This is a genomic window from Streptomyces sp., from assembly GCF_019510245.1.
Lineage (GTDB): Bacteria > Actinomycetota > Actinomycetes > Streptomycetales > Streptomycetaceae > Streptomyces.
Window position 1 is genome coordinate 1 of sequence record NZ_JAEKKT010000198.1, and the last position, 12,256, is coordinate 12,256.

Below are 12,256 nucleotides of genomic sequence, written 5' to 3' on the forward strand. Positions count from 1 at the left end.
AGACGGGGTATCAACATATCTGGCGTTGACTTTTGGCACGCTGTTGAGTTCTCAAGGAACGGTCGCTTCCTTTGTACTCACCCTCTCGGGCTTTCCTCCGGGCTTCCCTTCGGTCTTGCGTTTCCGACTCTATCAGATCCTTTCGGCGTCCGATTCCCGGTCGGCGGGATTGTCTTCAGGCTTTCTGGCTTTCGCCCGTCGGCCTTTCGACATTCACTACGTTAGCCGATTCCCGCCGGGACTCATAATCGAGTTCCTCGAGTTCGAATTCGGGCATGCAGGCACGCCGAAATCGACCCCGCCAGGGGAAGTCGTAGGTAGTGGGTGGCCGCTTCCGGCTGCTGGCGATTGCCATACCCGGTTCAAGCGGCTCGGGCTACATTACGCACCTTCCAGGGACGCGTCAACTTGAGCGGCGCCTCGGCACATGGGCCCGATAGGGGCTCACGGTGGGGTCGTTGGCGATCCAGTAGCGCCAGGGGTGGATGTCGCCGTTGCCGCCCTCGCCGGCGACTCCGGTGCGCGGACCGTTGCGCACCTGGTCGGAGGGGACGGGGGTGCCGGTCAGTATCCGCAGCGGGGTCTCGCCGACGGCACACGCGTCCGTGCCGTCCAGGGCCCGGTCGACGCCCAGGGCCGTGGCCAGGCGGGCGGGTCCTTTGGCCAGTTCTCTGTCGTATCGGGCCGAAAGCCGACGTTTGCGGGCGAGCTCGGCCCCCTCGACGATCTCGCCGGCGCGGAGCAGGACCGCGCACGCGGTGCCCTCGGGACCGCAGACGAGGTTCATGCAGAACCACATGCCGTAGGTGAAGTAGACGTACACGTGTCCGGGCGGACCGAACATCACGTCGTTGCGGGGGGTGCGGCCGCGATAGGCGTGCGAGGCCGGGTCGTTCGGGCCGTCGTACGCCTCCACCTCTGTGACGCGCACCGCGATCGGACCGTCCGGGGTGGTGCGGACGAGAATGCGGCCGAGCAGGTCGGGGGCGACCTCCAGCACAGGGCGGTCGAAGAAGCTTCTGGGGAGTGGCGTACGGTCCGGGGGCACGATCATGGCGTCCGAGCGTAGTCCAGACCGAGGACGCCAAGGGCTGGTCAAGGATTCGTCTGCTTGCCAGGGTGTGGGCCGGAACCGGTCGTGACCGGATCGCGTTTGTAGGGATCAAGGGTCCGTTCGTACGGAGTAGGTAGTAGAGGAGAGTCATGGGGTTCAAGAAGCTGCTCGCGAGCCTGGGGGCCGGCGGGGCGTCCGTCGAGACGGTGCTCACCGAGGTGAACGTCGTACCGGGCGGTGTCGTCCAGGGCGAGGTGCGGATCCAGGGCGGCTCGGTGAACCAGGAGATCCAGGGACTCTCCGTGGGGCTCCAGGCGCGGGTCGAGGTGGAGAGCGGCGACGAGGAGTACAAGCAGAACATCGGCTTCGGCAAGGTACGGCTCGGCGGTGCCTTCGAGCTGCAGGCCGGGGCCGTGCACGCGGTGCCGTTCGGGCTGGAGATTCCGTGGGAGACGCCCGTCACGATGATCGACGGGCAGGCGCTGCGCGGGATGCACATCGGGGTGACCACGGAGCTGGAGATCGCCCGTGCCGTCGACTCGGGGGACCTGGACCCCATCAACGTGCATCCGCTGCCGGCGCAGAAGGCGATCCTGGACGCCTTCATCCAGCTGGGCTTCCGCTTCAAGAACGCAGACCTGGAGAAGGGGCACATCCGGGGGACGCGGCAGACCCTGCCGTTCTACCAGGAGGTCGAGTTCCACCCGCCGTCCCAGTACCGGGGGCTGAACCAGGTCGAGCTGAGTTTCGTGGCGGATGCGCACGCCATGGACGTCGTCCTCGAAATGGACAAGAAGCCGGGGCTGTTCAGCGAGGGCAGTGACACCTTCCGTTCCTTCCAGGTGGGTCTGCACGACTTCCACGGGACCGACTGGGCGGCTTATCTCAACCAGTGGCTGTCCGAGGTCGGCAGCAGGCGCAACTGGTTCTAGGCTCGGGAACCGCGGATTCCGTGACGGGGTCCGTCATCGATCAGTATCGATCAGGAGGTACCGAGGTGACCGAGCTCAAGCGGCGGCCTCTCCCCCATGACTTCCATCCGCCCGTTCCGTCGTTCACGGTGACGAGCGAGGACATCGAGGAAGGGGCGACGCTCAAGGACGCTCAGGTCCACGCCAAGGGCAACACCTCGCCGCACCTGCGGTGGGAGGGCTTCCCGGCCGGGACCAAGAGCTTCGCCGTGACCTGCTACGACCCGGACGCCCCGACGGGCAGCGGGTTCTGGCACTGGACCGTGTTCGACATCCCGGTCTCGGTGACCGAGCTGCCGGCGGGCGCGGGCAGCGGCAAGTTCGAGGGGCTGCCCGAGGGCGCGGTCCAGGTGCGCAACGACTACGGGTCGAAGGACTTCGGCGGTGCCGCGCCGCCGCCCGGGGACGGGCCGCACCGGTACGTCTTCACGGTGTACGCGGTGGACCAGGAGAAGCTCGGTCCGGACGCCGACGTGTCGCCTGCCGTCGTCGGGTTCAACCTGCGGTTCCACGCGATCGCGCGGGCGCAGCTCATCGGAGAGTACGAGAACCCCGAACAGGGCTGACGCAGCGCGCGAAATCAGCTGAGCGTTCATTGAACGTTTGCCCGTCTCTGGTCATGGAAGTGATCAGGGGCGGGCAGTTTTTATTGCGTTGTCCATCTCGGCGCGCCCGTCCAGAGTTGATCCAAGCCCGCCGGCGGTGGGCACGGTGCACATGGGAGGTGGGCTGGATGCGTGACACGCTGGTGCTGAACGCGAGCTTCGAGCCGCTGTCTACGGTGACGTTGAACCGCGCCGTCGTTCTGGTGCTCCAGGACAAGGCCGTCGTCGAGCAGGCCCACCCCGAGCTGCGCATGCGCGGTGCCGAGGTGGACATACCTGCGCCTCGGGTCATAAGGCTGTGCAGGTATGTGCGGGTGCCCTTTCGGAGACAGGCGCCGTGGTCGCGGCGGGGGGTGCTGGTCAGGGACCGGCACCGGTGCGCGTACTGCGGGAAGCGGGCGACGACCGTGGACCATGTGGTGCCGCGGGCTCAGGGTGGCGCCGACTCCTGGCTGAACACGGTGGCGTCCTGCGCTGAGGACAATCACCGGAAGGCGGACCGGACGCCGGAGCAGGCGGGGATGCCGTTGCTTCAGAAGCCGTTCGAGCCTTCGCCGCAGGATGCGATGCTGCTTGCAATGGGGGCCGAGGATCTGGCGGCGTTGCCTGAGTGGCTGGCGGGGGATGTGGCCGCCTAGTCGTCTGCCCGGCCGGTCCCGTCTTGTGGCTGCGGCTGCGTTGTGGCTTGTCGCGCAGTTCCCCGCGCCCCCAAAAAAGGGTGGGCGCGGGGACCGATTGTTTTGAGGCGCCGCTAGTCGATGTTGGGCTTCTCGCGGCGCTCCTGGGCGGGGACGTTGCCGCCGCCGTTGGAACCGCCGCCCAGGGTGCCGAAGTTGCCCATGGCGCCGGAGAGGCCCTTGAGGGCGTCGCCGATTTCGCTGGGGACGATCCAGAGCTTGTTGGCGTCGCCCTCGGCGATCTTCGGGAGCATCTGGAGGTACTGGTAGGAGAGGAGCTTCTGGTCCGGGTCGCCGGCGTGGATGGCCTCGAAGACCGTGCGGACCGCCTGGGCCTCGCCCTCCGCTCGCAGGGCCGCGGCCTTGGCCTCACCTTCGGCGCGCAGGATCTGGGACTGCTTCTCGCCCTCGGCGGTGAGGATGGCGGCCTGGCGGGTGCCCTCCGCGGTGAGGATCGCGGCGCGCTTGTCACGGTCGGCGCGCATCTGCTTCTCCATCGAGTCCTGGATGGAGGTGGGCGGCTCGATCGCCTTGAGTTCGACGCGGTTGACGCGGATGCCCCACTTGCCGGTGGCCTCGTCGAGGACACCGCGCAGGGCCGCGTTGATCTCCTCGCGGGAGGTCAGGGTGCGCTCCAGGTCCATGCCGCCGATGATGTTGCGGAGCGTGGTGACGGTGAGCTGCTCGATGGCCTGGATGTAGCTGGCGACCTCGTAGGTGGCCGCGCGGGCGTCCGTCACCTGGTAGTAGATGACGGTGTCGATGTTCACGACCAGGTTGTCCTGGGTGATCACCGGCTGCGGCGGGAACGGTACGACCTGTTCACGCAGGTCGATGCGGTTGCGGATGGTGTCGATGAACGGGACCACGATGTTGAGGCCCGCGTTCAGGGTCCGCGTGTAGCGGCCGAAGCGCTCGACGATGGCGGCGCTCGCCTGTGGGATGACTTGGATCGTCTTGATCAGGGCGATGAAGACCAACACCACCAGAATGACCAGGACGATGATGACCGGTTCCATCGTCGCTCCCCGTACCCTTCTCCGCCTCGGCGCTTCGGCAGATCTTATGGTTGTCGAAGATCTTGCTGGATGAGTCTGACAGACGCACGCGCAACTCGGGGACTCTTCTGTTCAGTTGAGTCTTACGAGGTCAGATGACGATCGCGGTGGCCCCCTCGATCTCCACGACGTCGACTTCCTGCCCCACTTCGTAGGCACGGTCCGGGTCGAGGGCGCGCGCCGACCAGATCTCGCCTGCGAGCTTGATCCGTCCGTCCGCGCCGCCGTCGACGCGTTCGAGTACGACGGCCTGTTTGCCCTTCAACGCGTCGACGCCGGTGGCGAGTTGCGGGCGCTGGGCGGCGTGCCGGTTCGCGATGGGCCGTACGACGGCGATCAGCGCGACCGAGACGACGACGAAGACGAGCACCTGGATCACGGTGCCCGCGCCCAGTCCGGCGGTACCGGCGGCGGCCGCGGCGCCGACCGCGAACATGCCGAACTCCGGCATCGCCGTCACCACGAGCGGAATTCCGAGCGCCGCCGCGACGACGAGCCACCACACCCATGCGTCGATGCTGTTCACACAGTCATGGTAGGGCCGGGGACGCCGACCACGACAGTGCGCTTTACCGGGTCAGGGCCCGTCAGGTCCCGTCAGGACAGGGGCAGTCCGTGGGCGGTCCAGCGGTCACCGAGCTGCTCGACGACGAGCGGGAGGCCGAAGCAGAGGGAGAGGTTGCGGGAGGTGAGTTCGAGCTCCAGCGGGCCTGCGGTGAGGACCTTGCCCTGGCGGATCATCAGGACGTGGGTGAAGCCGGGGGCGATCTCCTCGACATGGTGGGTGACCATGATCATGGAGGGGGCGATCGGGTCGCGGGCGAGCCGGCCGAGGCGGCGGACCAGGTCTTCGCGGCCGCCGAGGTCGAGGCCCGCGGCGGGTTCGTCGAGGAGGAGCAGCTCGGGGTCGGTCATCAGGGCGCGGGCGATCAGGGTGCGCTTGCGCTCGCCCTCGGAGAGGGTGCCGAACCTCCGGTCGACGTACTCGGTCATGCCGAGGCGGTCGAGGAAGGCGCGGGCGCGCTGCTCGTCGACCTCGTCGTACTCCTCCTGCCAGTGGGCGGTCATGCCGTAGGCGGCGGTGAGCACGGTCTCCAGGACGGTCTGGCGCTTGGGGAGCTTCTCGGCCATCGCGATGCCGGCCATGCCGATGCGTGGGCGCAGGTCGAAGACGTCGACCTTGCCGAGGGTGTCGCCGAGGACGGTGGCGGTGCCCTTGCTGGGGAAGAGGTAGCTGGAGGCGACGTTGAGGAGGGTGGTCTTGCCGGCGCCGTTGGGGCCGAGGATGACCCAGCGCTCGCCCTCCTTCACCGACCAGGAGACCTGGTCCACCAGAGCCCGGCCCTCCCGGACCACGGATACGTCCTGAAGCTCCAGAACATCGCTCATGAGCGCGTTGTCTCCCCTTGCAGTGTCGCCGTTCTCGGCTGTCGCGTACGCCTGTGGCCCGGGCGGCGGCGCCGGTGGGCGCGGCCCTTATGAAATCTACGCCACGAGTGCGCCGCTCCCTTCCATCGGTCCTGTCCTTAGGGTGGGGGCATGCTCTCGGAACCGCGTTCAGGACGCCTCGCCGCTTGGGGAAATGCCCTTTTGGCCGGACTTGTATCTCCGGACGACGCCGTGCTCGCCATCGTCGGCGAGGACGCGGTGCACCGGGTGGAGGGGCTGCCCGGTGAGACCGCTCCGGTCGGGCTCACGCTGGCGCTGGGGCGGTTGCGGACGCTGGGGGCGACCGGGCTGCGGGTCGCGCTGCCGGCGTCGGGGCATCCGCTGGGGCTGAGCGGGCCGCCGGAGTTCAATGCGCGGGCGCTGGAGGCCGAGGAGGCGGTGATCTGCCACGGCGCCGCGTTCGGGCTGGTGCCGGAGGTGTCCGAGGCCGGGCCGGCCGGTGATGTACATGTCGAGGTGGTCTGGCATGTGCTGCCGGTGCGGGAGGCGCCGCCGGCCGACGTGCCCTCGCTCGGTGAGGCGGAGCGGGAGCTGGCGGAGGCGCTGCGGGACGCGACGGAGATGCTGTCGAAGCTGGACGTCGCCGGATCGGGACCGGTGGCGGAGGCGGCGATCGACGCGTACCGGGCGCGGGCCGAGCGGGGCCGCGAGGTGCTGGCCCCCGGGTATCCGCCCCGGGCGGTACGGGTGCTGGAGCTCGCGCAGCGGGTGGGGCTGCTGGTCTCGCTGGCCTACGACAACGGGCACGGCGGGGCGGTGAGCGCGTCGGAGATGGCGGCGCGGTCGCTGGCGCTGCGGCCGGTGGAGCGGACGGCCCGGCGGGCGCAGGTCGCGGCGTACAACTCCGTTGTGGAGGAGCGTGAGCGAGGGCGCTGAGCGCTCTGCTGTGCCGCGAAGTGGTGCGAGATGTCGTCGGCCGTCCGCGGCGCCGTCGTGGCTGGCCGCGCAGTTCCTCCCCCAGCCTTCGGCCGGGGGTACCCCCAGCGCCCCTTCGGGGCGCTGCCCAACGGGGCGCTGCCCCGCCGACCGGCCTTCCGGGGATCCGGAAGGCCGGAGGTCGAGGCCGCGGTGCGGCGTGGTCTCAGTGGTTGAGGCCGAGGTTGCCGAAGGCGGGGTTGAGGACGCCGACGACGTTGATGCTGTTGCCGACGACGTTGACCGGGACGTGCACCGGGGCCTGGATGACGTTGCCCGAGACGACGCCCGGAGAGCCGTGGGCCTCGCCGGCCGCGGTGGCACCGCCGGTGTGGGCGGAGGCCAGTCCCGCGCCGGCGGCCACGATCCCGCCGGCCACCATCGTCACGGCCGCTGCCTTCTTCAGGTTCTTCACTTCTTGAGCCCTCCTTGGCGATCGCCACGGCGGTCGCCGCGGCACGCACTGAAGAACGGCGGCGGCCGGCGGAGGATGCGCCGTCCGGGTGACATTCCCACGACGGTATGAATCTCAGCCCGGAAGGCGACCCTCCATGTTGCCGTCGGTGAAGCGTTGCGGAGGGCGCTTCAGCCGGTCACGCCATGGCGAACGGCCCAGAGGGCGGCCTGGGTGCGATCGGCCAGGTCGAGTTTCATCAGGATGTTCGAGACGTGGGTCTTGACGGTCTTCTCGGAGAGCACCAGGGCACGCGCTATCTCCCGGTTGGAGCGGCCGTCGGCGATCAGCCCCAGCACCTCCCGCTCCCGCTCGGTGAGCGAACCGCCCCTGCCCTGGCCGGAGTTGGCCTCCTCCTGGGAGAGCAGGGCGCCGGCCACCTCGGGCTGGAGCAGGACGTGCCCGGCGTGCACCGAGCGGATGGCGGCGGCGAGCGCGTCCGGATCGACGTCCTTGTAGACGTATCCGGCGGCGCCCGCGCGCAGGGCCGGGACCACCGTGCGCTGCTCGGTGAAGCTGGTGACGATCAGCACGCGCGCGGGGTTGTCCAGTTCGCGGAGTCTGCGCAGCGCCGCCACGCCGTCCAGGCCGGGCATCTTGACGTCCATGAGGACGACGTCAGGGGTCAGCTCCTGGGCGCGCTCGACCCCTTCGGCGCCGTCGGCGGCCTCGCCGACGACCTCGATGTCGTCCTGGACCTCCAGAAAGGTGCGCAGGCCCCGGCGGACGACCTGGTGGTCGTCGACCAGCAGCACCCGGATCGCGTCAGCCACCGGGGACCTCCATCTCGATCGTGGTGCCCTTGCCGGGCGCCGATTCCACGGTCAGCGTGCCACCGACACCGCTCGCCCGGTCCCGCATGGAGACCAGGCCGAGGTGGCGTCCGGCGCGCCGGGTGAGGTGCGGGTCGAAGCCGCTGCCGTCGTCCGTGACCCGCAGGACGGCCCCGCCGCCCCGCCGGTTCACCGTCACGTCGACCTGCTCGGCCCCGGAGTGTCTGAGCGCGTTGTGCAGGGCTTCCTGGGCCACCCGGAGCAAGGCCTCCTCCTGGGCGGCGGGCAGGGCGCGGAAGCCGGCGGCGGCGAAGGTCACGCGCGCGGTGTGGGCGCGGTCGAGGACCTGGACCTGGGTGCGCAGGGTGGCGAGCAGCCCGTCCTCGTCGAGGGCGGCCGGGCGCAGCTCCACCACGGCGGCGCGCAGTTCGTCTACGGCCTCGGCGGCGAGCACGGCCACCTGCTGCAACTCACCCTTGGCGCGGGCGGGATCGCGGTCGACCAGGGCGGCGGCGGCCTGGGCGGTAAGGCGGAGCGAGAAGAGCTTCTGGCTCACCGCGTCGTGCAGCTCGTGGGCGAGCCGGGAGCGCTCCTCGGCGATGGTCAGTTCGCGGCTGCGCTCGTAGAGGCGGGCGTTGGTGAGGGCGATGGCCGCGTGCTGGGCGAGGATGGAGAGGAGTTCCTCGTCCTCGGCGGTGAAGCCGCAGCCGCCCTCGGACTTCTCGCAGTTCTTGTTCGCGAGGAACAGCGCGCCGATGACCTCCTCGCCGTCCCGGATCGGCAGGCCCAGGAAGTCGGACATCTCCGGATGGGCGGAGGGCCAGCCCTCGAAGCGGGGGTCCGTGCGGACGTCGGCCAGCCGCTCGACCTTCGCCTCGCGCAGCATCGCCGCGAGGATGCCGTGCTGGCGCGGGAGCGGGCCGATGGCCTTCCACTGGGCGTCGGAGACGCCGTCGACGACGAACTGGGCGAAGCCGCCGTGGTCGTCGGGGACCCCCAGCGCGGCGTACTGGGCGTCGAGCAGCTCGCGTGCGGAGGCGACGATCGTCTTGAGGACGTCGCGGACCTCCAGATGCCTGCTCATGGCCAGCAGCGCGGAGCTCACCGCCGCCAGACCGGACCGGGGACCATGACTCATGTCCTCACGGTACCGGCGGGGTCCGACCGTGCGGATCGGGCCGATGGCGGCAGGGCCTGGGCCGCCGGCCGTAGGCCGCAGGACCTAGGCCGTGAGGCCCGGACCGGCGGCTTAGTACGAAGGACCCCGCCCGGTTGCGCCCCGCGTCCGAGGCGGCCGGGGCGGTGCGGTTCCTACGTTGGGATCACCGCCGACGCGGGCGGACGGAGCCGAGGGGACGGTTGTCATGCCGGTAGCGATCATCACGGGGGCCTCGAAGGGGCTGGGGCGGGCGCTGGCGGAGGCGCTGGCCGCGCGCGGCTGGGATCTGGTGCTGGACGCCAGGGGGGCCGGGGTGCTGAAGGAGACGGCGGAGGCGGTCGCGGGGCACGGGACGCGGGTGACGGCGCTCCCCGGCGATGTGACGGACGCCGGGCACCGGGCCGGCCTGGTGGCCGCCGCGCGTGAGCTGGGCGGGGTGGATCTGCTGGTGAGCAACGCCAGCGCGCTGGGCGCCGAGCCGCTGGTGCGCCTGGGCGAGCTGCCCCTGGCGGGGCTGCGCCGGGCGCTGGAGGTGAACGTGGTGGCCGCGCTCGGCCTGGTCCAGGAGGCGTTGCCGCTGCTGCGGGAGTCGGGGGCCGGCGCGGTGGTTGCGGTCAGCTCGGACGCGGGCGCCGAGGCGTACGAGACCTGGGGCGGCTACGGCGCCTCGAAGGCGGCCCTGGACCAGCTGGCGGCCGTGCTCGGCGTGGAGGAGCCGGGGCTGCGGGTGTGGGCGGTGGATCCCGGGGACATGGCGACCGACCTGTACGCGGCGGCCGTACCGGACGACGACGGTCCGCGGCCGGCGCCGGTGAGCGTCGTACCGGCCTTCCTGCGGCTCCTGGACGAGCGGCCGGCGAGCGGTCGGTACGGGGCGCCTGCCCTGGCGGAGGGGCGATGACGACGGTGGTGCGGGTACCCGAGGAGCTGTCCGCGCGGGTGCCGGCCGAGCAGCGCGGGCCGGGGCTGGAGCGGGACGCCGTACGGCTGCTGGTGTCGCGCGGGACGGCGGTGTCGCATCACGCCTTCGCCGAGCTGCCGCACCTGCTGCGGGCCGGGGACCTGCTGGTGGTGAACACCTCGCCGACGCTGGCGGCCGCCGTGGACGGGCGGGTCGGGCACGCGCGCGTGGTGGTGCACTTCTCCACGCGCGGGGACGACGGTCGGTGGGCGGTCGAGCTGCGGGAGCCGGACGGGAAGGGGACCACACGCGTGCGTGCGGGTACGCGTGCGGAGAGTGAGGTGCGTTTGCCCGGGGGCGGGCGGCTGGTCCTGGAGGAGCCGCTGAGCGCGCGGGGCGAGCGGCTGTGGTGGGCGCGGGCCTCCGCGGACGTGCGCGAGGTGCTGCGGGAGCACGGGCGGCCCATCCGTTACTCCTATACGGAGCGGGACCAGCCGTTGTCCGTCTACCAGACGGTGTTCGCGCTGCCGTCGGCGGACGGGGCGGGGAGTGCGGAGATGCCGAGTGCGGCCCGGCCCTTCACCGCGCGGCTGGTGGCGGAGCTGGTGAGCCGGGGGGTGCAGTTCGCGCCGGTCACGCTGCATACCGGGGTGTCGTCGGCGGAGGCGCACGAGCCGCCGTACGCGGAGCGTTTCGCCGTGCCGGAGGCGTCGGCGCGGCTGATCAACGCCGTGCGGGCCGGCGAAGGGCGCGTCGTCGCGGTGGGGACGACCGCCGTGCGGGCCGTGGAGTCGGCCGCCGGGGCGGACGGGGCGGTGCGGGCGGCCGAGGGGTGGACGGAGCTGGTCGTGACGCCGGAGCGCGGGGTGCGGGTGGTGGACGGGCTGCTGACCGGGCTGCACGAGCCGGAGGCCTCCCATCTGCTGATGCTGGAGGCGGTCGCCGGGCGGCCCGCGGTCGACCGCGGCTACGAGGAGGCGCTGCGCGCGCTCTACCTGTGGCACGAGTTCGGCGACGTGCACCTCATCCTCCCGGAGGAGGGCCCTCACGCTGAGCGTTGCACCAGCAACTCCTGGTGAGATTGACAGGCGGCCGATGTGAGGCTGCACATAGGGCGCACATCACGTACGAACGGACATAGGAGATATACAGTCACGGCGCGAACGGGGCAGACGTTCTAGTCTGTCCCGATTTGCCCATCTGGGCTCCACTACCGGGGTTCGTACTTCACACCTTTGCCACGGCATTTTGCGGCCGCTAAGAATGGCTGCCGTCGCTCAGCACCGCGGGTTTCCTCCTGGTGCTCGCGCTGGAGGAGCCGGTCTCCCCCGCGGACAACGAGCGACCTCCGCGCTATTCGAAGAGGTCTCCACCGCCATGCCCAAGCACGCCCACAGTCCCACGCTGACCAAGCACCACAAGATCGCGCTCGCCGGCGTCGCCACGCTCGGCGCCGCCGCCCTCGCCTTCTCGGCCGTGCCCAGCAGCGCCGAGACGATCGCGTCCGGCACCCCGGAGACCGCCGCCAAGGCGGCCTACGGCACCGCGCAGCTCAAGGACGTCACGGGCAAGGTCACGGACCAGCTGGCCCTGCAGAACGTCAAGGTGGAGGCCATCGCCGCGAAGAAGAAGCCGGCGTCCGCCCACCAGCTGCACGTGGCTCACGTCAAGAAGGCCCACGCGGCCCACGCGGCGAAGCTGCACACGGCTCACGTGAAGCACGTCCACGCGGCCCACGCGAAGCACGTCGCCGCCGTCAAGCAGGCGGCCGCCAAGCGCGCCGCCCAGCAGGCCGCCAGCCGGTCCGCGCAGCGCCCGCAGATCCAGCAGGTCGCCGCGAAGACCTACGCCAACAACCTCGACGGCTGGATCCGCCAGGCCCTCGACATCATGAACGCCAAGGGCATCCCGGGCTCCTACAGCGGCCTGCACCGCAACATCATGCGGGAGTCCTCCGGCAACCCGAACGCCATCAACAACTGGGACATCAACGCCATCAACGGCATCCCGTCCAAGGGCCTGCTGCAGGTCATCCCGCCGACCTTCGCGACTTACCACGTCTCCGGCACGTCCTGGAACATCTACGACCCGGTCGCCAACATCACCGCCGCCGCCAACTACGCGGCGCATCGCTACGGCACGATCGACAACGTCAACAGCGCGTACTGAGGCAGGCGCGGGCCTCGGCACACACGCCGAAGGGCGGCACCCCGTTGCGGGTGCCGCCCTTCGGCGTCGTA

At 70.6% G+C, this 12,256-nt stretch carries 14 protein-coding genes; 7 read left to right on the forward strand and 7 right to left on the reverse strand.

Features of this window, described 5'->3' with window-relative positions; genetic code table 11:
- Positions 1-403 precede the first annotated feature (403 nt).
- Positions 404-1,054, reverse strand: a complete 651-nt coding sequence (locus JF597_RS39890) for a DNA-3-methyladenine glycosylase (RefSeq protein ID WP_294008376.1) — start codon at positions 1,052-1,054, stop codon at positions 404-406.
- Between the two features lie 149 nt (positions 1,055-1,203).
- Between JF597_RS39890 and JF597_RS39895 the strand changes: the two genes are divergently transcribed.
- The 3 genes from JF597_RS39895 (at position 1,204) to JF597_RS39905 (ending at position 3,268) form a co-directional block, all read left to right on the forward strand.
- Positions 1,204-1,986, forward strand: coding sequence for a sporulation protein (locus tag JF597_RS39895; RefSeq protein WP_294008378.1), 783 nt, complete (start codon positions 1,204-1,206; stop codon positions 1,984-1,986).
- A 65-nt stretch (positions 1,987-2,051) separates the two neighbouring features.
- On the forward strand, positions 2,052-2,591 hold the full coding sequence (locus JF597_RS39900) for a YbhB/YbcL family Raf kinase inhibitor-like protein (RefSeq protein ID WP_294008380.1): 540 nt from the start codon (positions 2,052-2,054) through the stop codon (positions 2,589-2,591).
- 167 nt (positions 2,592-2,758) lie between these two features.
- The gene (locus tag JF597_RS39905; protein ID WP_294008382.1) at positions 2,759-3,268 is read left to right on the forward strand and encodes an HNH endonuclease; all 510 of its coding nucleotides are present in this window, start codon (positions 2,759-2,761) and stop codon (positions 3,266-3,268) included.
- A 113-nt stretch (positions 3,269-3,381) separates the two neighbouring features.
- Here JF597_RS39905 and JF597_RS39910 read toward each other — a convergent pair whose 3' ends face one another.
- The 3 genes from JF597_RS39910 to JF597_RS39920 all read right to left on the reverse strand — a co-directional run bounded on the left by JF597_RS39910 (position 3,382) and on the right by JF597_RS39920 (position 5,754).
- Positions 3,382-4,326, reverse strand: coding sequence for an SPFH domain-containing protein (locus JF597_RS39910; RefSeq protein WP_294008384.1), 945 nt, complete (start codon positions 4,324-4,326; stop codon positions 3,382-3,384).
- 130 nt (positions 4,327-4,456) lie between these two features.
- Positions 4,457-4,891, reverse strand: coding sequence for an NfeD family protein (locus tag JF597_RS39915; RefSeq protein ID WP_294008386.1), 435 nt, complete (start codon positions 4,889-4,891; stop codon positions 4,457-4,459).
- A gap of 71 nt (positions 4,892-4,962) precedes the next feature.
- Positions 4,963-5,754 (reverse strand): ABC transporter ATP-binding protein, encoded by a 792-nt coding sequence (locus JF597_RS39920; protein WP_294008387.1) that lies wholly within the window; start codon positions 5,752-5,754, stop codon positions 4,963-4,965.
- A gap of 150 nt (positions 5,755-5,904) precedes the next feature.
- Between JF597_RS39920 and JF597_RS39925 the strand changes: the two genes are divergently transcribed.
- Positions 5,905-6,690, forward strand: a complete 786-nt coding sequence (locus JF597_RS39925; RefSeq protein ID WP_294008389.1) for a hypothetical protein — start codon at positions 5,905-5,907, stop codon at positions 6,688-6,690.
- Between the two features lie 205 nt (positions 6,691-6,895).
- Here the strand turns inward: JF597_RS39925 and JF597_RS39930 are convergent, their stop codons facing one another.
- The 3 genes from JF597_RS39930 to JF597_RS39940 all read right to left on the reverse strand — a co-directional run bounded on the left by JF597_RS39930 (position 6,896) and on the right by JF597_RS39940 (position 9,094).
- Positions 6,896-7,144, reverse strand: coding sequence for a chaplin (locus tag JF597_RS39930; RefSeq protein WP_294008391.1), 249 nt, complete (start codon positions 7,142-7,144; stop codon positions 6,896-6,898).
- 170 nt (positions 7,145-7,314) lie between these two features.
- Entirely contained in the window at positions 7,315-7,956 is a 642-nt protein-coding gene (locus tag JF597_RS39935; protein ID WP_294008392.1) for a response regulator transcription factor, read from the reverse strand.
- Positions 7,949-9,094, reverse strand: coding sequence for a GAF domain-containing sensor histidine kinase (locus JF597_RS39940; protein WP_294008394.1), 1,146 nt, complete (start codon positions 9,092-9,094; stop codon positions 7,949-7,951). Before JF597_RS39940 ends, JF597_RS39935 begins: the two co-directional genes overlap by 8 nt.
- A gap of 226 nt (positions 9,095-9,320) precedes the next feature.
- Here JF597_RS39940 and JF597_RS39945 point away from each other — a divergent pair, with 226 nt between their 5' ends.
- From JF597_RS39945 to JF597_RS39955, 3 genes are all read left to right on the forward strand, one after another.
- Entirely contained in the window at positions 9,321-10,016 is a 696-nt protein-coding gene (locus JF597_RS39945) for an SDR family oxidoreductase (RefSeq protein WP_294008396.1), read from the forward strand.
- Positions 10,013-11,095, forward strand: a complete 1,083-nt coding sequence (locus JF597_RS39950; protein ID WP_294008398.1) for an S-adenosylmethionine:tRNA ribosyltransferase-isomerase — start codon at positions 10,013-10,015, stop codon at positions 11,093-11,095. Before JF597_RS39945 ends, JF597_RS39950 begins: the two co-directional genes overlap by 4 nt.
- 298 nt (positions 11,096-11,393) lie before the next feature.
- A complete protein-coding gene (locus JF597_RS39955) occupies positions 11,394-12,185 on the forward strand; it encodes a transglycosylase SLT domain-containing protein (protein WP_294008400.1) in 792 nt (263 codons plus the stop codon).
- Positions 12,186-12,256 lie beyond the last annotated feature (71 nt).